At 38.7% G+C, this 25,808-nt stretch carries 28 protein-coding genes; 19 read left to right on the forward strand and 9 right to left on the reverse strand.

Going from position 1 to position 25,808, the window contains the following annotated elements; translation table 11 throughout:
* Nucleotides 1-205: 205 nt before the first annotated feature.
* Nucleotides 206-1,879 carry a hypothetical protein gene (locus Sdiek1_RS12780; RefSeq protein ID WP_087439451.1) on the forward strand — a complete coding sequence of 558 codons (1,674 nt, stop codon included), beginning with the start codon at nucleotides 206-208 and terminating at the stop codon, nucleotides 1,877-1,879.
* A 191-nt stretch (nucleotides 1,880-2,070) separates the two neighbouring features.
* Complete coding sequence (locus tag Sdiek1_RS12785) at nucleotides 2,071-2,856, forward strand: transporter substrate-binding domain-containing protein (protein ID WP_087439452.1); 786 nt, start codon at nucleotides 2,071-2,073, stop codon at nucleotides 2,854-2,856.
* 12 nt (nucleotides 2,857-2,868) lie between these two features.
* Here Sdiek1_RS12785 and Sdiek1_RS15330 read toward each other — a convergent pair whose 3' ends face one another.
* The gene (locus tag Sdiek1_RS15330) at nucleotides 2,869-3,021 is read right to left on the reverse strand and encodes a hypothetical protein (protein ID WP_238099012.1); all 153 of its coding nucleotides are present in this window, start codon (nucleotides 3,019-3,021) and stop codon (nucleotides 2,869-2,871) included.
* Between Sdiek1_RS15330 and Sdiek1_RS12790 the strand changes: the two genes are divergently transcribed.
* The gene (locus tag Sdiek1_RS12790) at nucleotides 2,992-3,660 is read left to right on the forward strand and encodes an amino acid ABC transporter permease (RefSeq protein ID WP_256363559.1); all 669 of its coding nucleotides are present in this window, start codon (nucleotides 2,992-2,994) and stop codon (nucleotides 3,658-3,660) included. The genes Sdiek1_RS15330 and Sdiek1_RS12790 overlap by 30 nt on opposite strands.
* Before the next feature lie 77 nt (nucleotides 3,661-3,737).
* Here the strand turns inward: Sdiek1_RS12790 and Sdiek1_RS12795 are convergent, their stop codons facing one another.
* Both Sdiek1_RS12795 and Sdiek1_RS12800 read right to left on the reverse strand, forming a co-directional pair.
* Entirely contained in the window at nucleotides 3,738-4,559 is an 822-nt protein-coding gene (locus Sdiek1_RS12795) for a tetratricopeptide repeat protein (protein WP_087439454.1), read from the reverse strand.
* Nucleotides 4,560-4,655: 96 nt separating this feature from the next.
* A complete protein-coding gene (locus tag Sdiek1_RS12800; protein WP_087439455.1) occupies nucleotides 4,656-7,151 on the reverse strand; it encodes an efflux RND transporter permease subunit in 2,496 nt (831 codons plus the stop codon).
* A gap of 527 nt (nucleotides 7,152-7,678) precedes the next feature.
* Between Sdiek1_RS12800 and Sdiek1_RS12805 the strand changes: the two genes are divergently transcribed.
* The 7 genes from Sdiek1_RS12805 to Sdiek1_RS14880 all read left to right on the forward strand — a co-directional run bounded on the left by Sdiek1_RS12805 (nucleotide 7,679) and on the right by Sdiek1_RS14880 (nucleotide 11,871).
* A complete protein-coding gene (locus Sdiek1_RS12805; RefSeq protein ID WP_087439456.1) occupies nucleotides 7,679-8,914 on the forward strand; it encodes a tyrosine-type recombinase/integrase in 1,236 nt (411 codons plus the stop codon).
* Between the two features lie 2 nt (nucleotides 8,915-8,916).
* The gene (locus tag Sdiek1_RS12810) at nucleotides 8,917-9,573 is read left to right on the forward strand and encodes a hypothetical protein (RefSeq protein WP_087439457.1); all 657 of its coding nucleotides are present in this window, start codon (nucleotides 8,917-8,919) and stop codon (nucleotides 9,571-9,573) included.
* A gap of 96 nt (nucleotides 9,574-9,669) precedes the next feature.
* Complete coding sequence (locus Sdiek1_RS12815) at nucleotides 9,670-9,870, forward strand: helix-turn-helix transcriptional regulator (protein WP_087439458.1); 201 nt, start codon at nucleotides 9,670-9,672, stop codon at nucleotides 9,868-9,870.
* Nucleotides 9,867-10,145, forward strand: a complete 279-nt coding sequence (locus tag Sdiek1_RS12820; RefSeq protein ID WP_087439459.1) for a hypothetical protein — start codon at nucleotides 9,867-9,869, stop codon at nucleotides 10,143-10,145. Before Sdiek1_RS12815 ends, Sdiek1_RS12820 begins: the two co-directional genes overlap by 4 nt.
* Nucleotides 10,146-10,156: 11 nt before the next feature.
* Nucleotides 10,157-10,978: a hypothetical protein gene (locus Sdiek1_RS12825; protein WP_087439460.1), complete on the forward strand. Its 822-nt coding sequence runs from the start codon at nucleotides 10,157-10,159 to the stop codon at nucleotides 10,976-10,978.
* Nucleotides 10,975-11,244: a hypothetical protein gene (locus Sdiek1_RS12830; RefSeq protein WP_087439461.1), complete on the forward strand. Its 270-nt coding sequence runs from the start codon at nucleotides 10,975-10,977 to the stop codon at nucleotides 11,242-11,244. The genes Sdiek1_RS12825 and Sdiek1_RS12830 overlap by 4 nt, the downstream gene beginning before the upstream one ends.
* Before the next feature lie 477 nt (nucleotides 11,245-11,721).
* Nucleotides 11,722-11,871, forward strand: a complete 150-nt coding sequence (locus Sdiek1_RS14880; RefSeq protein WP_161492045.1) for a hypothetical protein — start codon at nucleotides 11,722-11,724, stop codon at nucleotides 11,869-11,871.
* 245 nt (nucleotides 11,872-12,116) lie between these two features.
* On the opposite strand, the gene Sdiek1_RS12835 is transcribed toward Sdiek1_RS14880, so the two are convergent.
* A complete protein-coding gene (locus tag Sdiek1_RS12835) occupies nucleotides 12,117-12,581 on the reverse strand; it encodes a hypothetical protein (protein WP_087439462.1) in 465 nt (154 codons plus the stop codon).
* A gap of 202 nt (nucleotides 12,582-12,783) precedes the next feature.
* Here Sdiek1_RS12835 and Sdiek1_RS12840 point away from each other — a divergent pair, with 202 nt between their 5' ends.
* Nucleotides 12,784-13,368 carry a hypothetical protein gene (locus tag Sdiek1_RS12840; protein WP_087439463.1) on the forward strand — a complete coding sequence of 195 codons (585 nt, stop codon included), beginning with the start codon at nucleotides 12,784-12,786 and terminating at the stop codon, nucleotides 13,366-13,368.
* Nucleotides 13,369-13,571: 203 nt separating this feature from the next.
* On the forward strand, nucleotides 13,572-14,789 hold the full coding sequence (locus Sdiek1_RS12845; RefSeq protein ID WP_087439464.1) for an OprD family outer membrane porin: 1,218 nt from the start codon (nucleotides 13,572-13,574) through the stop codon (nucleotides 14,787-14,789).
* Nucleotides 14,790-14,852: 63 nt separating this feature from the next.
* Here Sdiek1_RS12845 and Sdiek1_RS12850 read toward each other — a convergent pair whose 3' ends face one another.
* Nucleotides 14,853-16,154 (reverse strand): DNA polymerase Y family protein, encoded by a 1,302-nt coding sequence (locus Sdiek1_RS12850; RefSeq protein WP_121494818.1) that lies wholly within the window; start codon nucleotides 16,152-16,154, stop codon nucleotides 14,853-14,855.
* A 324-nt stretch (nucleotides 16,155-16,478) separates the two neighbouring features.
* Between Sdiek1_RS12850 and mgtA the strand changes: the two genes are divergently transcribed.
* From mgtA to Sdiek1_RS12880, 6 genes are all read left to right on the forward strand, one after another.
* A complete protein-coding gene (gene mgtA / locus Sdiek1_RS12855) occupies nucleotides 16,479-19,160 on the forward strand; it encodes a magnesium-translocating P-type ATPase (RefSeq protein WP_202819563.1) in 2,682 nt (893 codons plus the stop codon).
* 61 nt (nucleotides 19,161-19,221) lie between these two features.
* On the forward strand, nucleotides 19,222-20,136 hold the full coding sequence (locus Sdiek1_RS12860) for a cation diffusion facilitator family transporter (RefSeq protein ID WP_202819564.1): 915 nt from the start codon (nucleotides 19,222-19,224) through the stop codon (nucleotides 20,134-20,136).
* A gap of 273 nt (nucleotides 20,137-20,409) precedes the next feature.
* Entirely contained in the window at nucleotides 20,410-20,871 is a 462-nt protein-coding gene (locus Sdiek1_RS12865) for a YccF domain-containing protein (protein ID WP_087439466.1), read from the forward strand.
* An 11-nt stretch (nucleotides 20,872-20,882) separates the two neighbouring features.
* Complete coding sequence (locus tag Sdiek1_RS12870) at nucleotides 20,883-21,470, forward strand: DedA family protein (protein ID WP_087439467.1); 588 nt, start codon at nucleotides 20,883-20,885, stop codon at nucleotides 21,468-21,470.
* Between the two features lie 53 nt (nucleotides 21,471-21,523).
* The gene (locus Sdiek1_RS12875; protein WP_087439468.1) at nucleotides 21,524-22,102 is read left to right on the forward strand and encodes a DUF4337 domain-containing protein; all 579 of its coding nucleotides are present in this window, start codon (nucleotides 21,524-21,526) and stop codon (nucleotides 22,100-22,102) included.
* Nucleotides 22,092-23,075, forward strand: a complete 984-nt coding sequence (locus tag Sdiek1_RS12880) for a Ppx/GppA phosphatase family protein (RefSeq protein WP_087439469.1) — start codon at nucleotides 22,092-22,094, stop codon at nucleotides 23,073-23,075. Before Sdiek1_RS12875 ends, Sdiek1_RS12880 begins: the two co-directional genes overlap by 11 nt.
* A 2-nt stretch (nucleotides 23,076-23,077) precedes the next feature.
* On the opposite strand, the gene Sdiek1_RS12885 is transcribed toward Sdiek1_RS12880, so the two are convergent.
* Nucleotides 23,078-23,428 carry a hypothetical protein gene (locus Sdiek1_RS12885; protein ID WP_087439470.1) on the reverse strand — a complete coding sequence of 117 codons (351 nt, stop codon included), beginning with the start codon at nucleotides 23,426-23,428 and terminating at the stop codon, nucleotides 23,078-23,080.
* A 138-nt stretch (nucleotides 23,429-23,566) separates the two neighbouring features.
* Here Sdiek1_RS12885 and Sdiek1_RS12890 point away from each other — a divergent pair, with 138 nt between their 5' ends.
* Nucleotides 23,567-23,755 carry a hypothetical protein gene (locus tag Sdiek1_RS12890; RefSeq protein WP_087439471.1) on the forward strand — a complete coding sequence of 63 codons (189 nt, stop codon included), beginning with the start codon at nucleotides 23,567-23,569 and terminating at the stop codon, nucleotides 23,753-23,755.
* Nucleotides 23,756-23,792: 37 nt separating this feature from the next.
* Here Sdiek1_RS12890 and selD read toward each other — a convergent pair whose 3' ends face one another.
* The 3 genes from selD to Sdiek1_RS12905 all read right to left on the reverse strand — a co-directional run bounded on the left by selD (nucleotide 23,793) and on the right by Sdiek1_RS12905 (nucleotide 25,798).
* Nucleotides 23,793-24,824 (reverse strand): selenide, water dikinase SelD, encoded by a 1,032-nt coding sequence (selD, locus tag Sdiek1_RS12895; protein WP_087439472.1) that lies wholly within the window; start codon nucleotides 24,822-24,824, stop codon nucleotides 23,793-23,795.
* A 115-nt stretch (nucleotides 24,825-24,939) separates the two neighbouring features.
* Nucleotides 24,940-25,530 (reverse strand): sulfurtransferase-like selenium metabolism protein YedF, encoded by a 591-nt coding sequence (gene yedF / locus Sdiek1_RS12900; RefSeq protein WP_087439473.1) that lies wholly within the window; start codon nucleotides 25,528-25,530, stop codon nucleotides 24,940-24,942.
* A gap of 79 nt (nucleotides 25,531-25,609) precedes the next feature.
* A complete protein-coding gene (locus Sdiek1_RS12905) occupies nucleotides 25,610-25,798 on the reverse strand; it encodes a sodium-dependent tyrosine transporter (RefSeq protein WP_087439474.1) in 189 nt (62 codons plus the stop codon).
* Nucleotides 25,799-25,808: the final 10 nt, after the last annotated feature.

The following is a 25,808-nucleotide window of genomic DNA, read 5'->3' on the forward strand; positions in this document are numbered from 1 at the left end:
AACGCAGTCTTTACTACACTATACATCAATATTTCTTGTTTAGAATCTTTAAAATTCGGAGTTAAAAATGCAGGTGATTTAGAATTAAGGAAAGGAGATATGTGCCTCTTTTGAGATATTAAAAAGCTTTACATGTAAAGAAGGTTAAAAGTTTAGTCCGTGTATGCTTTTTCGGAAAGATCGTGAAGTTATTTAAAGGAATTGTATGAGTAGAATGAAGCATCTTTTAGAACCAAAAACTATCGAAAAAATAATTTCACTCAATGGCTATATTGAAATTAATAATTTAAGACAGTTGAATCTATTGGATGCCAAGGCACTATCTACAAAGATGAATGACTATAACCTACCTACATTTTCTGAATCCGATATTTACAATCTATGGTGTCTTGGCTTTATTAATGCAGATGCTATTTACTCTAAAACATCTATCAATCTTCCAGATATAGAATATATTGGAAATAATTATTATGACTCAAAAGTGTATATTGATCGTAGAAAGCCTGTTGTTTTAGAAAAATATTTGAGTGCTTTTCAAAATATTCCTAAATACAACGAATCTATGAAGCTATACTTTCACCCTTACAGATGCTTTGTGCTGTATGAACTTGCTATTAAGTTTTTTAATTCTGCGGCAGTACCATCATATTTAATGCAAAATGCTGAAGGTTACGCTCAAGTGATTCAATGGCACTTAGAACGGTTTGAAAAAAGTATGCAAAACAGTATTTCAAAAGATATTCTGAGTTATTTCAACACTTTAGTTTCTTTATCCACAATTATTGAGCCTATAACACATCGCATCGTTTATGAAAATATTTCAATAAATTATCCCCATTCTTTTGAACAAATTACATTAGAGCTAGAAAAACTTCGAAACCAAACGATTGAATTACTTCAAGAAATTGGAGAAGATAGACTTGTATATTACAAAAATGAGTTTTGTCAAACGGCAGCTTCTCTAGATAGCAATAATAATTTACACCTCTTAATTCGTTTAATGAGGAATAATATACGTAGTCATTTAAAAGGGCAGATTGCAGCAGCCATGCAATTTAAAGAAGCTTCGGAAGGCTTTCGAAGAATCATGGAATTTATGTATGAAAAAGAATTTCCAGAAGAAGATGCTTGTGGTTATACAACAGTGAATCAACAACATAAAATAAAGATATATGGCCATACTAGAATTTTAGATGGTAATAAAAAAATATCAAATTTATTTATTCGTAATTTAGGGCTAGATTTTGGGATCAAAATCAATGTTTATGTAGAGGGAGAAACGGAATTCGGCGCCGTAAAATTTGTATTTAACAATGAAAATCGTGTAGCTGTCATCAATCTACGAGGAAGTTTTGTAGAAGCAAAGGGGAAAGGCCTAGCATTTAGGGAAAGTTTACGAAAGGATATTGATATGCAGATATATAGCTTCGTTGTATTAGATGCGGATAAAGAAGATAATCTTAGAGTTGTCAAAAAAGCAGCTGAAAATGAAGATTTTTTTGGTGAATTTCTTATCTCTAACCCTGATTTCGAATACGGTAATTTATCAACAAATGAATTATGTCAGATTGTTTCTACTAATGATATTACCAAGGAGACCTTGTTGGAGAAAACGACAGAATGTAATTCAGCGGATGACTTCTTTAAAGTTTTGTATCAGTTAAATTCCGATTTTCGAAGCACCTATAAAAAAGGCGAGGCATGGGGTGCTACTCTCGCAAAGTACCTCTTAGAATGTTATGGCGATAATGATGAAAAACCATTTGTGCATCTGGTTAAGACAATTTACCGTACATTGAATTCAAATTCTTACAAATATGATTTTGAAAGTTTAAAAACAGATAGTATTACAGGGAGATTAACTAACAAATCCAAATAGGGCTAAATTTTTAACTTCTTCTTCCTATTAGCCCAATTCCTTGCATTAAATTTTAGCCAAAACCTGTATAAAACCTTTTACATGTAAAGAAGGTTAAACATAAACCATCTGACATTTTTTCTTTCTTTCCCCTAACCGATACCTAAGAAAACTCTGAATACAATAGAGAAATCTCTTAAAAAGGAAAGACGATGTTTAAGCACCTTATCAACATTTTCATCGGGCTCAGTCTTTTTACAACGTTTGTAAATTCAGCAGAAAAACCACTCATCGTTGGCATGGAGTTACAGTATCCTCCTTTTGAGATGAGCGACAAAGATGGAACACCCAGTGGGGTGAGTGTGGACTTAGCAAAGGCTCTGGGAAAATACCTTGGGCGCGAAGTCAAAATCGAAAATATCGCGTGGGATGGGCTGATTCCTTCGTTGAAAACTGGGAAAATTGACCTTATCATTTCTTCGATGACCATCACCGATGAGCGTCAAAAAACGATCGATTTTTCGATTCCTTATGCGCAAACTAACTTGGCGATTTTGACCAACAAAACAAGTGGTGTGAAGAGCATCGAGGAGTTAAACCAAAAAGGTAAAAAGATTGCTGTGAAAAAAGGGACAACGGGGCATATTTATGCAAACCAATACCTCAAAAATGCTAACCTTTTAGTCTTTGACAAAGAAAATGCCGCCGTATTGGAAGTGATTCAAGGTAAGGCAGATGGCTTTTTGTATGACCAACTGACCATCTATAAAAACTGGGCAAATCATAAAGAGACAACCGTTGCTCTGTTAAAACCATTTCAGGAAAATCCTGAGTATTGGGGTATGGCAATTAAAAAAGGCAATGATGAATTAAGAGAGCGCGTCAATGCGTTTATCAAACAGGCTAAAAGCGACGGCACGTTTGATGCGTTATCTAAAAAGTATCTCACGGAAGCGAGAGCGACGTTTGATAAACTGGGTATTCCATTTTTCTTTTAAGGCAAAACCATTTTACATGTAACCGATTTTTTCATCCAAGAGATTGACCAAAAAGAGAGAGTAAAAACGCACAAAAGCGTTTATATTTTTAACTTTGTGGTTCTTACATGCATCATTACCGCCATCTGTTATGGTATGTTTACCTCTGTCTCCTATGAGTTTCATTGGGATACGATTTATACGTATAAACAAAAGTTTATCGATGGCTTTTTCATGACCATCGTCATCTCCTTTTTTGCTTTGATTTTAAGCCTTTTTATCGGTGTATTTTTCGCGTATGGGCAAAATTCTAAAGTCATTCTTTTGCGGTTTTTTTCGAGGTTTTACATTGAGCTTATCAGAGGAACGCCGCTTTTGGTGCAAATTTTGATCTTTTTCTATGTGTTTGCCAACAATTTGGGCTTTAACAATCGTTACATCGTGGGAACCGTCATTCTCGCGCTGTTTTCGGGGGCTTATGTGAGTGAGATTATCAGAGCGGGCATACGAAGCATTCACAAAAGTCAGTACGAATCCGCACAATCCCTTGGATTTACCCCGTTTCAAACCTATCGGTATATCATTTTCCCCCAAGCTTACAAACGGATTATTCCGCCGCTTACGGGTCAATTTGCCTCTATCATCAAAGACTCATCCTTGCTTTCCATCATCTCGATCAGTGAGTTTACCATGAATGCCCAAGAGGTCAATGCCTACACCTACTCAACGCTAGAGAGTTACATACCCCTTGCCATTGGGTATTTGATGCTCACCTATCCTATTTCTTTTTGGGCGAAAAAGCTTGAAGAGCGGATGAAAGACTAATCGGTTTTTCATGTTACATGTAACGTGAAAAAGCCGTAAGGAAAGTAGCTTCTTGCCACTTTCCTTGCTCTATTTTTTTACCAAGAATCGCTGCTGGAATCACTCATACTATCACCCGAAGAACTATCATCCCATGAAGTGTCATCATTGATACCAAAGTCGTTATCTGCAAAATCAGACGAAGACGGTTGCGGGGTCGTATCGACAGGTGTCGTCGTATGCGCTCCTGCACTCGGAGGTGTTGCGTTATTATTGGCAAAGTGGTTAAACAGCGCTTCACCCGCAGCCACACCAACACCTGCGGCAAGTCCTGTCGCCAATCCAGAAGCGATGCCACTTCCCATTCCACCACTTTGTGGACCAGCAGGGTTCATAGGAGCGTTATTAGGATAGGTTGCAGTTGGAGGCGTTCCACTATTCAAGCCATTGTTGGAAGGTGTAGGCTTTCGGCTAAAGGCTGATCGAATGAGGAAAATAAAAACAAGTGCACCACCACCAAAGAGCAATGCGGTTGTCCAAGGAAAAGGTTTAGAAGAAGATGCTGCACCTTGATGCTCAGTGGACACAAACTTGGTAGCTGCCCCTATGAGTCCAAGTTTATCTTTAAGCGTTTGAACCGCTTGTGGTTTGGCAAATGGCAGTCCTGGCTCTAACTGCTCAGCCACGTTAAGTTCTGAACGCGCTTGCGTAATTTGCCCTTGGGCAGAAAGGATTTCTGCATTGACAAAGTGCGCTTTAGCGCTTTGTGGGTGTGCCTTTAAAACCTCTTCAACCATGGTATGTGCTTCACTGAGTTTACCCGCTTGCGCTGCTTCATAAACTTGGTGTATCGTTGGTTCAGCCTGTGCGAAGCTCACCACGAAGATGAGAACTGTCAAAAATCCAAATATTTTTTTCACGACAACATTCCTTTAGAGGATAATATAATAATGGAATAGTAACGCAATAGTTTTAATAGTGATTAAATAGATGTTTTACGAAATTCCGCCCTCTTCTTAAAGTTCTTTTATTTTAGGCGTTCCAAATGCTTTAAAGGTTATCAGCAATAACGGGGAAAGCAAAAGATCGGCAACAATGGCAACAAAGATTGTGGCGACAGTCAAAAGTCCAAACACAATGGTTGGAACGAAGTTGGATGTCACCAAAACCATAAACCCTATCACCGTCACGCCAGCGCAATAGTACATAGGATTACCAACACTTGCATGGGATCTCATCATTGTGGCAACATAATCACCATCTTTTTTAAGTTCCGCTCTAAACCGCAGATAATAATAAACGGTATTGTTCATCGCCATATCAAAAGCAATGGCAGCAATCGTGATATTCATAATATCCAGAGGTATTTTAAAGATTCCCATAATACCAAATACAATACCAATAGGGATAATATTGACAACAATCGCAATAAGCCCTATCTTAACAGACCTAAATAAAAATAAGAACATCAATCCTAGTATAGATATGGTTTCGCCCACGGTTAAAATTTGAGTCTGATAGAGTGATTGGAGCATGTTATTGTATAAAACCATCATCCCCACAATATCAAAATCACTCTCTTTTAAGCCAATTTCCCTTTCCAATCCTGCTCTTATAGTGTTGATTAACTCTTCGCGCCTGAGATCTTTTGAAGAATCTTTGATACGTATGATAAATCGTGCTTCATCGTTTTCAATGTTAATATACGAATCTAAAAGCATGTTTTTATCTTCTTCAGGAAGCGCTTTGTAAAGAATCCCCAGCTCAAAGCTGTCCAATCCTTGCCCATTTTTAATGATTTTTCCAACCCTTAAAAGTGTTGCAAGTGACGAGACATTTCCAACATTATCCATGCTTTCAAGAAATTTTTGGATTTTCAATATCTCTTCCATTTTTTGGTCAGTAAACCAATATTGCGCTTCACCACTTTGTTTGTTAAACTCTTCTTCAAAACTATCAAGCACGCCGCTAGGGTCTGAACTTTTTTCCGTAGACGCCTGTTTTTTGGGAAATCTTACGACCACTTCAAGTGGCGTGGTTCCACCTAAGTTTTCATCGATTTTTTTCATACCTTGGTAAATTTCTGTTTTATCTCTAAAATAATTAATCATACTATTTTCAACGACAAGCTGCGTTGTTCCAACAATGCTAAAAATGACAACAGCAAGGGAGCCCAGATAAATTGTTTTCGGATATTTTTTGACGGTATTGGCACATGCCAATGTTAATTTTGTAAATTTGTCATACGTTAAAACAGGAGCTTTTTTCTTCAAAGCCATCAACATTGCAGGTGAAAATACAATGGCAAAAAGGAAAGAAATACACGATGCCACTGCCATCATCCATCCAAAATTCATAACTGGAAGGATGCCACTGCTGATGAGCGACATATACGCAACGATTGAACTACACACAACAAATGACATCGGTAAAACCATTTTTTCCATCGTAATGGCGATGATCTCTTTTTGCGATAACTCGGGATTTTTGATGTAGTTTTCGCGGTAATTGGATACAAGGTGAATGGATAAAGAGATTGCCATAATAAGTTGCATGGAGACAAAATTGGAAGAAATAACGGTGACTTCTAACCCAAAAAGCGTGTAGAGTCCCGCCGTAATCACAACCGCCGAAAAGGCTACTGTAACGGGAATCAATACATAACGTAACTGTCTAAAAATGATCCAAAGCACTAAAATCATAATGAGAATAACCGAGATACCATACGTTTTGATGTCATCTTTGACAAAGCTAATCATGTCATCCGCAACCATCATGACGCCGCCTAAAAAGAGCTGTCCACTGTCTTTGTGCACATCGATAATGTCTCTGACCTCTTTAATCACGCGGTGAGATTCATCTTTGACGACCTCTCTATAGTCTTTAAACTCTTTTTGAATGTTTTTAAGTTGAAGTGATTCCTCTTTAGTGAGTTTTTCTACTTTTTGTTTATCTAAAAGCGCGTTGCGAGCTTTGACAAACTCCATGTATTTTGTATCATCTTTTAAATTGATCAGAATGGCCGTTGTTTTAAAATCCGCACTGACAAGATTGTTTTTATAAATAGGACTTGTTGTAAATTCTTCTTGCACCATGGTCTTGTTAATATCTTTGCTTTCAAGTGTTCGTATGTCATCAATAAACTCTTTGATGGATCGTGGTGGACTCTCAAGCAGAGGAACATCCAAAATACTAACGACACTTTTTACGCTATCCACTTTTAAAAGTGCCTCTTTAAGACTTCTGATTGTATTTAGACTCTTGTCAGAAAGCATAGGCTCATTGGGCGAAAAGGAGATGACAAGATAGTCCGAACTGGTATATCGTTTGTGAATCTCTCTAGTAAGTTGAAGGTCTTTATCGTTTTCAAGGAGCAATGTTTCAGCGGAGGCATCCACACTGAGATGCACCGCAAAATACCCAAGGAACAGCGTCGCTAAAAGCAGGATTGATAAAACGATTTTATGATTTTTGGTTATAAAGTCCGAATACATTTCTACATATTTTTCCACGAAAATTTTCCATTCAATTTTAATTTTTTAAGCGTTTTGTTGGATAATTTGGAATAACTACCATTGAGTCTGCAGTATTGTTGCTTTTTCTCTCAAACATTTCGCTATTTTATTTTTTTAATTATATCTTTTTTCAAACACATTTCCTTAATTATGGTTTGACAAAACACCAAATACAAGCATATTAATCCCCTATAAAGCTCTTTTTTACTTTGACTTAGTTAGAATAATTCACCTTTTGCGGGGGGTATGTGACTCTGGTGTGCACCACGGCCTTCAAAGCCGATTGGGTGGGCGGTTGACCGTTTGCTGGTAGGTTCGATTCCTACACCCTCTCGCCGTACTTCAATTCCAACTAATCTTAAATACATTCAAAAACACCTAAAAATAGACACTTAAAGCTAATTCTAATCTCTATCAGTTTAAAATAACCTAAATAAGTTTATGATTTTTATGTACGTTAAAAGGTACGTTTCAAAACAACTGCCAAAAACGGATAAAAAAACGTATCTAAATGAGGGGCTAAAATGCCACGTAAAGTACCACCGTTAACGGATATGCAAGTTAAGAAGCTCAAACCACAAGAGAAGCCCTACATCGTAACGGACGGGCAAGGGTTAAGACTGCTTATTTTAACCGATAAGAAAGTATGGGAATTCATCTATGAAAGCCCAACAGAGCATAAAAGGCGAAAAACCACTTTTGGAACGTACCCTCAAACGTCTCTATTAGAGGCAAGAGAACAAAGAGAAACGTACCTAAAAATGATTCGTAAAGGCATTGACCCCATCGATCAGAAACGTACCCAAAAAATTGAAGATCAAAAAGTACATGAGAGTAACTTCCAAAATGTTGTCAATGGGTGGCTTCAAGCACAAGAGTACCGCTTAGGCAAAGAGACATTTAAGCGCAAACAAGCCCTCTTTGAAAACTTTGTCATGCCTGTGTTTCAAGAGCGAAATATTGCAGATATTACCCATAAAGAGATCGCTATTCTCTTAGAAGTCAAAGCGCAGCAACATCCCGAAACCGCGCGAAGAATGTACCAATACTTTGATGATCTTTGGCGTTACGCATGTAGCCGCGAATACTGCGAAGTTAATGTCATTGCAAACATTCACAAAAGAAGCACTTTACCCACGCCAAAAGTCAAACATTACCCCATCATTACTGAGCCAAAGCCACTTAAAGAGCTTATCAATGCCATTTACCGTTATAGTGGGCATGTCAGCATCAAGAATGCGCTCAAATTCGTTTTACATGTACCATTGCGCGCCTCAAACCTCGTCACGCTCAAATGGGCGTACATCGACTTTGAAAATCGATCTTTAACCATACCGCGTGCCGAAATGAAAAGCAAAAATGCAGATCCAAGAGATTTTACTTTACCGCTGACACATGAAGCCATAGCCATTTTAAAAGAGCAGTATTTATTCACATCACACCTTGAATACGTTTTCCACCTCAACGGCTCACACATCAACAAAGAAAGCCCTACAATGGCTCTGAAACGTTTAGGTTTCAATGATGAGGTAAACGGACGAAAACAAACCGTTCACAGCTTCAGAGGTACGTTCAGAAGCCTCGCCGACACCTACCAAAGAGAGCACAATTGCAGCTATGAGGCAAAAGAGAAAGCCTTAGATCACGCAGTAGGTGGAAAAACGGAACGTGCCTACAACCACAAAGCCGATCACTTCAAAGAAATCACTATTCTTTTGAACTGGTGGAGTGGGTATGTTTTGGCGATGATGGAGGGGTAAGAATGACTTTTATTGAAAAACTAAGTAGCAACTGTATGGACCATGTTTGCAACGATGAACAGTCAAAAAAGATTGAAAAAATGCTTGAAGTATTTGCAATTTATGGACAGTACCTCAACGATATTCTACCAAATTATCATTTTACGATTGCTCAAGAATTATCTCATGAAATCTTCACATACTCACTGGAATTAACTACCTTTTGTAACCACGAATTTAAACGACCAAAAGAAAATAAAACCCTTGCACCTGCATCTATTATCTCAAGAGACATTAAAACACTTGAAAAAGCACGCTTACTTATTCTTGATAAGATAATACATAAATACCTTTTTTTACATGATTGCAAAATGCCTATTGGCTACAATAGAGAAGATTTTAACAAGCTTTATTTTGAAACAATATCTATTCACCAAGATAGCGAAAGAATTGATATTCTCGAAGATATAGAAAAAGATAAAAAATCATTTGACACTTATTTTAATTTAACGGATATGATAAAGGACTTAGAAAGTAAAAGTTTTGAGATATTCGATGAATTAAATTATTTTATACCAAAAGCCAATAAAAACAAAATTAGAGAAATTTTAATGACGGTCAGAAAACAATTTAAATTAAAAGCGTCACACGAGGAAAAGCAACTATTAGATAATTTATAAAATACTACTATTATTAATTTTTAGTCATTTCAATGGTTAGACTAAGTTTTTAAAATGCTCTAAAATACTCCCATAAACTATCAACGGAGTAACACAATGCTAAACCCAACACCCCCACAACGACTTAGAGCCAAACAAGTGGCTTCAGAAAACTCCATCGGTCTTAGTACCGTCTGGCGATATGTAAAGCTTGGTAAGCTTAACCCTATCCGTGTCACTGACGGCGTGACCGTTTTTGACCGTGATGAGGTCAATGCTTTTTTTGCTGGTAAAACCTCAACTGGTGTAAGTAAATGAGCGAGCGACCCAATAGCATCTTCGTCCCGATCGATTACGTAAGAGAGCTAAGAGCATCAGGGCAGATCGATAAAGCGGACGCTTTTTTGACCTACTTCGCTGATATGCACGATGACGAGTGGTATGGCTTCCCTTTTTACGCGAAGCGGTGGCATGTTGACCCACAAACAGCACAACAATGGATCAATGAGTTTTCTAATCAAATCAGCATCTACTTTGCAACATGGCAAATCGTTAATGACTCACATTGCCATGCAGTAAGTGCAAAAGTATAGAGGTAGAGACCATGAATGAAGAAATGAGCTATCAATTCACCCCTACACACTATGTCACATCACTTCAAAAGAGAGGAAAACGAGAGAAAGCACGTGCTTTCTTTGAATACTTTTTTGACATGCAAAGAGGTAATGAAAACTCTGTCTCTTTTTATGCTACCTCTTGGCACATAAGCAAAGCCACAGCAGGGAGATGGTTACAAGAATTTAAAGATGAAATTCATAAATTTTTGGAGCTATGGAATACAAAAAATGATCAAAAAAGTGTGAGACGATTTTGTGAACGTGATGAGACGATAAACACCTCTAAAATATCGGCAAATAGGGAGCTCCAAAAAAACAATGAGACGATTTTCAAAAATGAGCGAGACGAAGTAATAATATTAAGAGATAATAATAACGCGCATACGCGCGAAAGTGACTATGATAAAAACTTTGAAAAGCTTTTTATGATGGCAAGGAGATCTTATAAATTCATCGGCAACAAAGAAACTGCTTACCAAGAATATAAAAGACTATATCCACATATACAGCCACAAGATATGGCATACGCTTATGCTTTACATGTAAAAGACCCTCAAAATTTCAAAAAGCCTTTTAACCTTACAAACTTTATGCACAATGATGCTCATATTAGCTATTTAGCACTGCGTCTTATCATAAAACTACAAGACAAACAGCTTCCTTTAGAGGGTTGGTACGATAAAGAATCGGAACTGCTCCGCACAAGTGATGATGCATTGATACTTACAAAAGAGCGATTTAGTGAGTTGCTATGTAAAGGCGATATTCAGATATTACCCCAAATGAAAATACCAGGGGCACATAAATGAGCGAATTTATAAACGAATGGATACTGGAGAAGATCAGCAAAAGCCCTAAGAAATTTGGTGGATTTTCCTCTAATCCACTGATCATGCTCGAGTTCCTAAAAGAGTTCTATCCTGATGCAACCGTCGCAGAACTTACGCCGCAACACATGAGCAAACTTTCTACTATTAGCAGAACAAAGAATAAGCTACTCAAAAAGAACCCAAACCTTGATCGTAGAAAATACCCTCAAACAAGTTTCCAAATGCTTTCAAACGAATTAGAATAACTAAACGTGCACGGCTTAAAGAGGGTTACGTGTTAAAGTGAGATGTAACATACTCTAAAATTTAAAAGAGAATACGGCTCATAAATAAGCCATAAGAGGCTAAATTTGAACGAACAGGCTTTCAAAGCTATCTGAGTATGTCAAAAGCTCTTAGCGTTCAAATTTGAATCTCTTTCAAAGACCACGCGCAGCAATGATGAGATTAAAAAGATTAGGTTCTTCTGACGCATTCACAGATAAGGGTAGTGCAAGCCTCGACAATAACGCAGTTTTGGACTATGCAACTTGCTAAACTTTTCTATCTTTTTTTGTTTGGTGAACATTTTACAGGAGGAAGGGGGCATCAAATCTCTACAGCCTTAAGCCTCCCAACACCGAGTCTGCCGACATCTTTTCACAGAAACCAACATGAGGGGGTGGGCTTATAAGCGTAAATCAATAGATCGCTTATTCTTGATTGTCTCTGTAGTGGCATGTATGCGCAAAATAGCAAGAGGAGATGAGCAAAACCTCATCACACTCAATCAAAAAAATCAAATGCAAAATTATGGGCGTGATAGGCTTTGGGTAGATGTTTCCATTTTTAAAGAGGAAACAGCGGAACAATCCGCTCATTGTTTGCCCTGATCTCTTAAGCTTCAAATTTAAGGAATTTCAAGCGCGTTGAATATAATTATTGAAAATTATACTTTTCAGGATACTATGTTTTTAGAAAAGCCCTAAAATAGGCACTTTCAAAATTAAGCTAAAATTATTTAAGGTTATTTGAGATTAAATGAGCTAAAACTAATAAAAAAGTTTAAGAATTGAATTTTTTTGATAGATTTTTGGATTAAGATTACCATTGAGGTGAGCGGAAAGATCCGCTCTTTTTACTCAGTCAGTTTTTGACTCCTACTTTCCCATTTCGAAACTCGTTCTTCATCTCTCACCTCAAACAATCCCTCATTAGCAAATTTATCCATAGGGATTGTAAACTCATCTGAAAGCGTTATGAGATCATCTTTATATTTTTGCATCGATGGGATAAAATCATCCACCATCTTTTTATAATGTGATGATACTCTGTGCATTGCCTCTAAAACGTTATTATGATTGATAGCTATTTGGGTACGTGCTTTTTCGTAGTGAGATACCTTTTCATAAAGTGCCAGTGGCTCTGACATTCTGCTGATTTGATCCGTTAATGAGGTCACTTGCTTTTTTAATGCCTTATTTTCAAGCTGCAGCGCTTTGATGTCATCAGCTTTTGCCTTATAACTCTCCATCTCTCTTTTATAAAAAGCAACATCTTCCTCCAGTTGCTCTACCAATTTTACCAACTTACCTTTACCCATGATTGACCCCTTTTGTCTAAAATGATATAATCAATGTTCAAATAGTCTAAGCTTTTTATGTACGTTTTTGTGTACGTTTAGCATTTACAAACAAAGCTTAAATACCTAAAAATAGCGTTTAAACGGCACATGTTCGGGAGCTACACCCGCCATTACTTCTTCAAACCCTCACATGATACACTTTACATGTAAAAGAGAGTACATGAACATCAAGCTTCCACATGACCTTGGCAAAATTCTTTACGTACAATCTATTGACATTAAAAAGCGTATTCGCGCAGAGATTGGTGTGCGCATTGCGCAACTTCTTTTTTGCGGTTTTGGCTTCGCTATCTCTTTGGTGATGCTTTACAGCGGATGGCAAAAAGAAGATGTGTGGCATGGGCTTATCGGTGCTTTGTTTTTTCCCTTTTTCTTTATGATTGTTCTATTACTCAAAGATTTATTGCGCACGACACTGGTGGTTGTATGCGATAAAGGCATCGCTCGCTTTACCCTTAATTACGCACTTAAAATCTGTCAAAGTGAAATTTTTTACTTCAAAGAAGCAACACATTGCACACAAGAAGAGGGATTTGTTGACCCACACAGTCCCGTCAGTAAAAAAGGCTACCGATTTGCAACCACATGGTTTGATGGAGCGCGAAAATGCTTTTGCATCAGTCATCTAAAAGAAGATGAAATCGCTGATGCTCATCCCGATAAAGAGGCTGCACACGTGGGCAAAGAAGCCTATGAGTCCTTTTGTATTCAAAAGAAAAACCTTAAACACATACCTTTACCATAGTTTTCCCCCACTTTTAACACCATTTTCCCTTCTGCTATTTTTTAGAGTAGCGTCATTGCTTTTGTTACAAATACAGAAAAATTTATTCCTGTATATATTTAATTTTAAATATTAATATAAAAAAATTTATAAAAGTCATTTTAACGTCGTTTTCATCTGTTAAATTAAGGAGCATTTAAATAAAACTTTAAAAGGAGAAAAGTATGAGACTAGCTAAACTTAGCTTGGTGGCTATCGTAGTTGCTGGACTTGCATCGAGTGCATTTGCAGCTTCAACAACATTGGAGGACGCATTTAAAAATGGTAAAGTAAGTGGTGAGCTTAGAGCTTACTATTTTAGTAAAACTGACAGTGCGGGCAACAATAGAGAAGATCTTTTCACGACAGGTATTTTGCTTAACTATAAAACAGATACATTCTATGGTTTGGGTGCTAATTTTACAGCGCAAGGTAACGCTTCACCATTTGCTACGGATGCGGACAAAGTCAGATTTAATAGCGATGAATACGGCACGGGCGCTGTTCTTTCAGAAGCATATCTTTCATATACCCTCGGCAAAACAACTGCTCAAATTGGCCGTATGTTTATCGATACACCTCTTGTAAGCAGTAGTGGTTCAAGAATGACGAAAGAAGCATTTGAAGGTGTTACTGTCGTAAATACAGACCTACCAAATACAACATTAATTGCTGGTTATGTTCAAAAATTCCAATCTAGAACCGATGGTAAGGGTAATGTTGGTAAATTTACAAAATCATTTGCAACAGGTTCTGCGGATGCTGTTGATCTTGACAATGGTGCTTATACCTTAGTAGTTATCAACAAATCAATTCCTGGATTAACATTAACAGGTGCTTACGCCTATGCAGATGTTGAAGATGTAGATGGTATCCATTTAGGATATGTTGAAGCATTGTATACAGGTAAAGCAGGTGATTTTGGGTATACCCTTGCTGCTCAAGACTATTACAATAGCTTCAAAAATGCCGCAGGATTTGCAGATGATTCAATCAATGCATATGGTCTTAAAGCAGGTTTGAGTTTTAAAGGTCTAAATGGTTATGTAGCATACTCTAAAACGAGCAATGACGATGTAGCTAGTGGTAATATTATTTCTGGATTAGGGAATGGTGCTGACTTACTTTATACCGATCCTGTTTTCTCTACTCCAGGATATCAAAAAAATACCGATACGTATGCTGTTGATTTAAATTACGACATTACAGCCGCAGCAAATGTTGGTGCCCGTTATGTAGAGTCTGATTTCAATGACAACACAAAAGGTTCATACACCTCTCTTTACGCTTCTTACAAATTTGACGGTGCTTTGAAAAACTTCAAATTAGGTGCTGAGTTTGAGTCTAAAGGTAAAGACAAAGATGGTGATCAGTTGAGATTTAAAGCCAACTACAAATTCTAATTTTTTCTTTCTTAGCCCACTTCATTTTGAAGTGGGTTCCTTTTTAAATAGTCTATTCATGATTTATTCTTTTTCATTCTCCTGTTTCTCAGCCCCACTCCTTATAATATCTATACCGTACTTATCACGTAGTTTGGTCAGTTTCTCAGACAACCGTTTTGACTTCTCGTCCTCCTCTACATGTAAAAGGGAAAAGGTCTTGGTTTGTGAAGGCGTGATGAAGTTTGAAAGCGCCAAGCCTAGATGCAAAATCCCATAATGGGGGTGTGTGTCAAGTGATGAAAACATCTGAACAACCCACTCACGGTACAAACCCTCGCTAAAAGAGCGATCAAGCGTTTGGGAGCTTTTAGAGGAAATGCCATTTTCGTAGCGTAGATATAAATAATAAGTCGTTGGGTGCAAATCCAGCTTCGCAATCGTATAAGAGAGATGACGTGAGAGAATAATCGCACGGCGCAACACCTCATCACGGTTATGAATGACATGAAAATTGCGCGAAATGCCAATGGAACGACGATCTCGCTTGGTCACCACGGGTTCATTATCGACCCCGCTGATGCGCGCAAGCAAGTCTTTACCGATGGTGCCCCACGCGGAAACAAGCTTATGATGCTCCAACACTTCGCCTAAAGTTGCAATACCATAGCTTTCAAACTTTTTCTGAAGCACCCGCCCGATGCCAGGAAAGGTTGCAATGGGCATCAAAGAGATAAACGAAGCGATCTCATGTTGAGGAACTAACGTCAGTCCATAGGGTTTGCGAAAATCTGTCGCAAGTTTTGCGATCCACTTGGAACTTGAGGCTCCAATAGAAATGGGCAGATCAAATTTCTCTAAAATCTCTTTTTGCAAGGAGGCAATAAAAGTGTGTGTCTCCTCCTCTTTCACCCAACCTTTCAAATCGCCCCAAAACTCATCAATGCTGTACTGCTCCAAGATGGGGATTTTGGTCTGTAAAAAAGCTTTGAGTTTGGTGGAAAGCAGTTGATAAAAAAGATGGTCACTAGGTACAATGAGAAGCTTCGGGCACATCGCGAGTGCATCACGAAGCGAAGTGCCTGTTTTGATGCCGTACTTCTTTGCTTCGTAACTCTTCGCAATCACAATCCCATGAACACGCCCTTTTTCATCCATAAACTCGCTTTTCCACGCCTCTTTATCAAAGCTTGAAAATGTTTTTTTATGTTGAATGAGTCCATTGAAACCACCCACGGACTCGGTCATGACGCTTTCACTATCAAGCGTACTAAAGATTTTAGCATCACTACTTTTGCACACAACAACTGGCTTACCTTTCAAAAAAGGTGTCCTCGTTCGTTCAGCAGAGACAAAAAAACAGTCCAAATCCAGATGAATAATCACGCAAAACCTTTTTACATGTAAAGATAAAAACAGTATAGACGAATTTCAAAAAAAGCCTCAAAAATATTTCTATATGAAATTTTTTACTGCGTCAACGTAGCCACAAAATTTTTCATCTCTTGTAACCAATTTATTTAAAAAATTTAGCTACAATTCTACGCAAATAAAACCACCTAAAAAGAAAGGAGCAGTCATGGACGATCACCCGAGTTCTCGTAAAGTCTGCTCCTTTGTAGGTGGTTTGTTTTTGCCCTGCACAAAACTTTAAATCAGCCGACTCTAAGCCCTAAACCACCTTCTTAACATTATAAGAAGGAATGAGCTATGTTCAAATATGACTATTTTTTTCACACCTTAGTGCCTGCATTTTTGCCAAAAAACTTTAAAGCATCCAAGCAAAATATCGCCAGTACACAGTCTAGCACCCACAAACTCAAAGAACTTGCAACCTGTTCCAAAGAAGAACTCTTTAAAAAGCTTGGTAGTTCTGAAAAAGGGTTAAGCAAGCATGAGGCGCACAAACATCTTTTAAAATTTGGGGCGAATATCATTTCGGAAAACAAAAAAGCCAACCCTTTGCTGGTTATTTTTGAAAATATTAAAAATCCATTGACACTCATGCTTATCGTTCTTGCCACTGTTTCACTTTACATGGACGATGTACGAACTGCCGTTGTCGTTGGAGGCATGACACTTCTGAGTGTTGCGCTCTCTTCCATGCAAGAATTTCGTTCCAGCAAAGCGGCTGAAAAACTCAGCAGTATGGTCTCATCAACTGCAACAGTACTCAGGCAAAATGATGAACCCAGTTCAGATGAAATCACTACCCAATCTAATTATAAAATCCATGAGTCTCACTCTCAAACCATTGAAATAGCCATCAAAAAGATTGTACCTGGCGACATTGTCCATCTGAGTGCAGGTGACATCATCCCCGCAGATCTGAGAATCATCAGCTCCAAAGATCTCTTTTTAAATCAAGCCTCGCTGACAGGTGAAGCGATGCCTGTGGAAAAAGTTGCCATCAATGAACCGCATGAAATTGAATCCATGATAAGCGCACATAATATCTGTTTTATGGGTTCTAGTATTGAGAGTGGAACAGCGATTGGCGTTGTGTGTACCACAGGAAAAGAGACCTATCTTGGCTCCATTGCCAAAGTGATTGAGAGTGCGGCGGAGCCAACAAGCTTTGATATAGGCATCAAAAAATTTACATGGTTGATGCTTCGATTTATGTTTGTCATGGTGCCTGTAGTGATGCTGGTCAATGGCTTTTTAAAACATGATTGGATGGGTGCCTTTTTATTTGGACTCTCTGTTGCCGTGGGGCTTGCTCCTGAAATGCTACCGATGATCGTCACGGTCAATTTAAGCAAAGGTGCCTTTGCACTCTCAAAGCAAAAAGTCATTGTTAAAAAGCTCAGTGCCATTCAAAATTTTGGAGCGATGGATGTTTTATGCACCGATAAAACAGGCACACTTACCCAAGATAAAATTATCCTCGAACAACATGTCAACGTCAATGGTGAAAAATGTAACCATGTTTTAGAATTAGCCTACTTAAACAGTTTCCATCAAACTGGCTTGAAAAATCTTCTGGACGTCGCTGTTTTGGAGCACTCTGAAATCGAAGGGTTGGCAGTTAATGAATTTCCCAATAAAGTAGATGAAATTCCTTTTGATTTTAACCGCAAACGAATGTCCGTTGTGGTTGGTAAAACCGACAATTCACATCTTCTCATCACCAAGGGTGCTGTCGAAGAGATGGTTAAAGTCTGCACACATGTTGAAAAAAATGGTGAGATTTTACCACTGGATACTACGATGTACAGTGATATTTTTAATCTGGTTAATGAATACAACAATGATGGTTTTAGGGTTATTGCCGTCGCCTACAAAAACATACCCAATTCTCAACAAGCCTATGCAATCCAAGATGAATCCCAAATGATTTTGGCAGGGTTTATGTCCTTTCTTGACCCTCCCAAAGAGAGTGCAAAAAAAGCAATCAAAATGTTAAATGAATACGGCGTCAGCGTTAAAGTTCTCACCGGTGACAATGAACGTGTCACGACAAAAATCTGTAAAGATGTGGGGTTGGATATTACCGCTATTTACCAAGGAGCTGACATTGATGCGATGAATGAAGAGGAGCTCAAACTTGCTGTTGAAAAAGCCAATGTTTTTGCCAAACTCTCCCCTGACAATAAAGCGCGCATTGTCAGTGCACTCAGACAAAATGGTCACACTGTTGGGTTTATGGGTGATGGTATCAATGACGCCCCTGCCCTTAAACTCGCTGACGTGGGTATCTCTGTCGATACCGCCGTAGATATTGCCAAAGAGACTGCTGACATCATCTTACTCGAACGCAGTCTGCTCGTTTTAGAGCAAGGGGTGTTGCTGGGAAGAAAAGTGTTTGCGAATATTATCAAATACATCAAAATGGGCTCAAGTTCAAACTATGGCAATATGTTTAGTGTGGTCGGAGCCAGTGCCCTTTTGCCGTTTATTCCTATGCACCCGATTCAAATCGTCACCAATAACTTTTTATACGATCTTTCTCAGTCCACTACACCCACCGATCATGTGGATGATGAACTGATCAAAAGACCCAAGAAATGGGATATTGCCGATATTAAAAACTTTATGCTTATCGTTGGACCTACGAGTTCAGTGTTTGATTATATTACGTTTGGCGTAATGATTTATATCTTTGATGCGTGGCATAATGAGGCGTTGTTTCAAACAGGGTGGTTTGTGGAGTCTCTCATCTCGCAAACACTGATTGTGCACATTATTCGAACCGACAAAATTCCATTTTTTCAAAGTACCGCAAGTTTGCCGGTTATCTTGATGACGGCGAGCATTATGTGTTTGGGAATTTGGTTACCTTTTTCTCCATTTGCCGCATCCTTAGGACTGGTTGCCTTGCCTACTGAGTATTGGAGTATTTTAGGTGTAATGATGATAGGGTATATCTTTTTTAACGCAAAGTGTTAAAATGTACTACATCAAAAAATTTGCTAGAATTTAAAACAGGGCGTATAAAGAGGAGTTTATATTGGGAAATTTTACAGAAGAAATGGGGATGGAAGAAGAGAGTACCGCAAAGACCAAAAGAGCTGTTAACAAAAGTATTTGGGTCAGTGCTTTTGTCAATCTCTGTTTATCTATTTGCCAAGTTATTATTGGTATTGTATCAGGTTCACAGGGTTTGATTGCTGATGGTATTCACTCTTTATCAGATCTAGGCGCTGATTTTGTCGCCCTTGTGGCTGCATGGAAAAGCCAAAAAAAGGCAGATACCCATTACCATTATGGTTATAAACGCTATGAAAACTTAGCTTCTATGATTTTAGGGGGATTACTTTTAGTAGTGGGCATTGGCATGGTCTGGTCGGCGGTGCATAAACTACAATCTCCTGAGTCTATTCCAACGGTGCATCTGATAGCACTTTGGACAGCACTTGGTTCATTGCTGGCGAAAGAGTTGCTCTTCCGTTATATGTTAGCGGTTGCACAAAAAGTGAAATCAAGTATGTTGATTGCAAACGCTTGGCATGCAAGATCGGATGCGGCATCGTCTTTGGTTGTATCCATCGGTATTATTGGAAACCTTGCTGGTTTTCCTATTCTTGATCCTATTGCAGCTTTGATTGTTGGGTTTGTTGTAAGTAAAATGGGATGGAAGTTTTTATGGGATGCAACGCAAGATTTGTTAGATAAATCCATCAGCGAAGATCAAGTAGCTGCTATTGCTGCTGAAATTGCTGCAACGCCAGGCGTTATCGGATTTCACCAGTTAAAAACACGTAAAGCAGGTGATTTGATTTTGGCTGATGTCCATTTGGATATTGATGGCTCCATTACCGTAGCGGAAGGTCACATCATAGCCAAAGCTGTCAAAGCCAATGTTATGTCCAAACATCCGGTGCTTTATATTATGATCCATGTGGATCCTGTATTGAAGAAATGAACGTCAAAGAAGTGATAACGTTGTTAAATTTTCTCATTGACTTTTTATTTACAAAAGGTTAATCACACGTTTAATCTATTCTCCTATACTTTCATTACCAAGTCAATAACCTCCTTTTTGTGAAACACTCAATCATTTTAAAAGATGCGCTCAGATTGCCCGGTCTGAGCGTTACTCTTTGCCCTTCTCTTTTTTTTAACATTTCACCTTTTGTAATCAAAATCAACCTTACTTTTAAGTAGAATACGACACTCAAACAGTTAAGGAAACAGTATGCGTTCAATCGGCAACTTTTTATGGTTTATTTTAGGTGGCGTTTTTATGGGACTCTGCTGGTGGATTGTAGGAATATTCGCATTTATCACTATTATCGGCATTCCGTGGGCAAAAGCCTGTTTTATCATCGGTCAATTTACCTTTTTTCCATTTGGCAAAGAAGCCATCAGTCGTAAAGAGCTCCTGCACAAAGACGATATTGGAACCAGTTCCTTTGGGGTCGTGGGTAACGTTATTTGGTTTCTCTTTGCAGGTATTTGGCTTGCTCTTGGTCATGTTTTCTCTGCGATTGCATGTTTTGCCTCGATTATTGGTATTCCTTTTGGCATCCAACACCTCAAACTTGCCGCTATCTCGCTCTTTCCCATTGGTCAAACCATCGTTGATAAAGAGGTTGCAGCAGCCGCTCGAAATTTTAATGCAGAACAAACAGCCGCTTCCATGCGACACAAGAATTAAATAGGCAGATTATGGAAGACTTTTTTATCTCAAGTATGCAAGAGTATGGGTACATTATTCTTTTTTTCTGGAGTATTTTAGAAGGTGAAAGTGGTCTGGTAATGGCTGGACTTTTTAGCCATACAGGAGACATGCAACTTTTTATCGCTATCTTTGTAGCAGGACTGGGTGGTTTTGCAGGGGATCAAATCTATTTTTACATTGGAAGATTTAATAAAAGTTATGTGCATCGCACGCTCAAAAAGCAACGACGCAAATTTGCACTAGCGCATCTCCTGCTTAAAAAACATGGTTGGCCGATCATTTTTTTACAGCGCTACTTATATGGGCTTCGCACAATCATTCCTATTGCCATAGGACTAACTGGGTACAGCGCTAAAAAATATGCTGTGATCAACCTGTTTGCGGCATGGTGCTGGGCAGCATTGATTATTATCCCAGTGTGGTACTTCGGAAATGAAATTTTAGGTGTCATTAAATGGGCAAAAACACACTGGTACTACGCGCTTCCTCTTATTGGATTACTTATCGGTGTGGCGTACTATTACCTCCATACCATTACAGAAAAAACATTAAAAACAAAAGTAGATCAAAAGTAGTATTTTTTTGATAAAATACGCGCGCATTTTTAGATTTTAGAAGAGGATGACCCATGGAAAGTAATGCCATTGAAGAACATTTAAAACAAGTTGAGGAAGCTATTGCTGAGGTGGAACATAAAGAGGAAGAAGTAGAAGGTTGGCTTTCATATATTTCGCTAAGTACTGCCATTATCGCCATTGTGACAGCCCTCGTTGGTTTGTATGAATCACAAATTACATCCAAAACGATCCTCACCAAAAACGAAGCGGTACTGTACCAAAGTCAAGCCTCAGATCAGTGGAATTTTTACCAAGCTAAAAGTGTGAAGGCGCATATTTACACGGTTAATGCGGAAATCTACCCTGATAAAGCGGAAGATTTTAAGAAAAAAGTAGCGGTCTACAAAAAAGAACAAGAAGAGATTAAAGCCGAAGCGGAGCGTATTGAAGGACTGAAAGAATTACGGAATGAACAGAGTGATCACTACTATCACATTCATCACATTCTTAGCTTTGCGATTACCTTTTTACAAATTTCGATTGCGCTTGCCTCTATTTCAGCACTCACTCGCAATAAAAAGTTTTGGATGGGCTCTTTAGTCTTAAGCGGTATTGGCGCTATTATCGCAGGCTACTGCCTTGTCCTTTAAGAAAAGTTTTTTCTCACGTCTTTTTCTCTGCATTTTTTTATGCCATGCTGTCCTCTTTGGTGAGCAGTATGGCGCCATCGAAATAGGAGGAAAAGGTGTTAAAGCCTATGTCATAGAGATAGATAACACTCTTACCAAGATCAATTATCGAAATGCTCTTAACACCGCTCCACAAAGCGGCATAACAGAGCATCACATAATGACACCAGAGATGATACAACATGTCAGCTCTGACATTGCAATACTTCAAAACATGCTTCTACATGACCAAAATATATCTGAACAGAACATCTTTATTATCGCTAGCAGTGCTATCTATAAAATCAAAAATAGACCAGCGTTAGAGACCAAAGTCAAAAAAATGACGCATCATTCGCTCTATTTTATCAATGAAAAAGAGGAGAGCACGTTCGCTTTTTATGGCTCTGTTCCTAAAGCACAATGGCTGAGTGCTTCTATGATCGATATTGGTGGAGGAAACACAAAAGTAGCTTGGATGGATGCGCAAAATACCATTGATTTTTTTGAAATTCCACTCGGAACAGTTTCGTTAACCCAACAAGCAGACTTACGTGACACCAATACTTCCTTTGAAGCAAAATGTGTCAGTGTGATTCAAAATGAGCTCTCTACACTTCAAACAACTCACACAAAAGAGGCACTCTATGCCACTGGTGGTATTTTTTGGGCAACTGCCTATTTGAAAACCAATGGTCAGTTAGAGCCGTTTGTTCGTTTAGAAAAAGCAGATTTTGAGAAAGTTATTGCTCTCTTTTCGCACGAAGAACAAAAAGAGTGTCATGATGATAGTGCACAATGCTTTTTACGAGGGTATTATGGGGCAAAAAATTTAGTCGCAGGCGCTTTATTGGCAAAAGAGACGATTGATGCAATGCAGTTTTTTGATCAAAAAGTCTATTTTGCTAAAGACGGTGCATGGGTAATTGGGTGGCTTTTAGTGCACACCAAATAAGCTCACACTACTTTTTTTAAAAAAGCGCTTCCACATTTAGGACAATTTCCATCCCACTCTAATAAATGATGCCCATGACACTTCTGACAACTGGGTTTATGCAAAAGTTTTGGAACAAGAGAGGATGGATTGTGCGTATGCTTTTTAAAAGCAAATTGTTTTACATGTAACCATAAAACTTTAAATGCTTGAATCAAAAATCGTTTGGGATGTGGCTTTTCTTGGAGATGTCTGCAATCAAGACAGACCATCCATTTTTTCTGCAAACGAATATGTCGATGCGTTCGTGCGAGTGTAATATGCTCTGTTTCGTAACTACAAAGAGGGCATAAGAGATAATGCTTGGCTTCCATAAAGTATCCTTTACAAACGATCCCTGCTTTTGCGATATAGTGTATCACATATTAACTCAAGCATTTTAAGTTCCAGATTAATTTTAACTCAAATGGAAATTTGCCGATATAGAGTTAGCTCTTAATAAGGAGTAAATAATGGACGCACTCAATAGTAGCATCCCGTCAAGCACAGAAATTTATGCAATGAAGCAAGCAATGAAGGTTCAAGAACAGATGGTTTCAAAAATGTTGGAATCTCTGCCTCAACCAACAGACACTGCATCAGCGCAAGTCTCTGGGCTGGCATCAGAGGGTATTGGGTCAAACCTTGATCTCAAGGCATAACCCACAAGAGATAACCCTTTTGGGTTATCTCATCTCTTTACATGTAAAGCAGTGGTTTTTCACCCAAAGGCAAAATTTCCGCGATAATAGCGCTGTACGTTAACCCTTCATCCTGAAGATGTTTCAGAAGTTTTGGGGCATCGTTTTGAGACACTGCCATCAAAAGTCCACCTGAGGTTTGCGCATCGTATAAAATAATCTCATCTTTATGCGGTACTTTGGCGTGAACTTTAGAGCTTAAATAACTCTTGTTCGTATATGCACCTGCAGGAATAATCCCCATATCAGCAAGTGCTCTGGCTTCATCTAAAATCGGAATATTTTTCATCTCAAACGCGATGGTAACACGGTTAAAACTCATCTCATACCCATGCCCAAAAAGTCCAAATCCCGTCACATCGGTACAGGCACTCACATCGTATTGGCGCATAATGCGTGAAGCTTTATGGTTGAGCGTTGATAAGATGGAAGCGACCTTTTCAACAACACTCTTTTCTAGCATATCCGCTTTAATCGCCGTTGTTAAGATGCCCATCCCCAAAGGTTTGGTCAAAATCAGCATGTCCCCAATGCGTGGTGTATTGTTGCGGTAAATTTTCTTTGGATGCACAAAACCCGTCACGCTCATACCATAGGTCATTTCAGGCGCTTCGATGGTATGTCCGCCGATGATGATGCCGCCACACTCGACAACTTTACTCTGCCCGCCTTCTAAAATCTCTTTTAAGATCGAGCGGGGTTGATGACACCCATCAAATCCGACAATGTTCATCGCCGTAGCCACTTCGCCACCCATGGCAAAAACATCGCTCAAAGAATTTGCCGCTGCAATCTGTCCGTACACATAAGGGTCATCCACCACAGGCGTGATAATGTCGACGGTTTGCACGAGTGCGCGTTCTTCATCGAGATAATAAACACTCGCATCGTCGCTGGTATCCATTCCGACCAAAACATTCTCATGCGTGCAGGAAAGCCCTCCCAACGCTTCTGTGAGGTCTCCCGGACCCAGCTTGGCAGCGCAACCAGCAGCTTTGACGTATTTGGTCAATTTTGCTTCGTTGTTCATTTAGTACCTTAATTTCAACTTCTTGACCATGAAATGATCAAGAAGTAGTGCGAGCCTTCCGCTGAGGAAAACCCAGTGTTAACGTAGTTTGAAAAGCTTTGCTTTGAAAGCGTTATTATAATGATATTGTACCCTCTCCACCAAAAAGCATCTCAATCGTGCCAAAGGCATTACCAATTTTTCCAACTTTGAGCTTATCACTCACACCAAAAAACTCTAAGCAGACGCCACAAGAATAAATCTCAACGCCTTTCGCTTCAAGCGCTTTAAGCACTTCCATAATAGGCGCACTCTCATCCGCGGTTGTTAAGAGGACAGCTTGATTGACACACACAATGCGACGAGGTAGTTTAGGAAGCTCTAAAGTGGATTTTAAAAAGCCAACAATCAATTTTGCACCCAGTTCGCCTTCACCGACTTTATCGCTTTTAAGAAACAAGGTTTTGTCTAAAAACTTCTCATCTTTAGCATCCGCTACAACATTACATGTAAAGCCTTTGACGATCGTAATAAGAGTTTTGCCTTCCGCTAAATCTTGCACTCTTACGTCAAATCCGCCATTTTGTGCAAAACGAGTCACGTTTTCTTTGGAAGCCAATGAACTCACTGTCACTTCAAGAACAGAATCATTTGGGAGTGTTTCCAACGCTTTTTTTGTTTGTAAAACGGGTTCTGGGCATGCCAAGCCACTACAATCTAATTTCATGATTTTCTCCAGTAAGTATAATTAAGTTAGTCTAAACCTTAGACCTAAAAAAAGAGGGAAGAGAGGATAAAATCCTCTCTTATTTTGCATTCATTATTTTTTCAATCCACGCACTTGCTTTTTCTACACTGTCAAATTTTTGACTTTTTGCCACTTGATTTTGACCTTCGTAAAAACGAACACGAATACCATCTTGTACCTCATCAATTTTGATACGTGTAATACGGTCAGCATTGAGGTAAACTCTATCGTTTAGTTTCACAAACATTGTAAACTCC

It is taken from the genome of Sulfurospirillum diekertiae (genome assembly GCF_002162315.1).
Taxonomy (GTDB): Bacteria; Campylobacterota; Campylobacteria; order Campylobacterales; family Sulfurospirillaceae; genus Sulfurospirillum.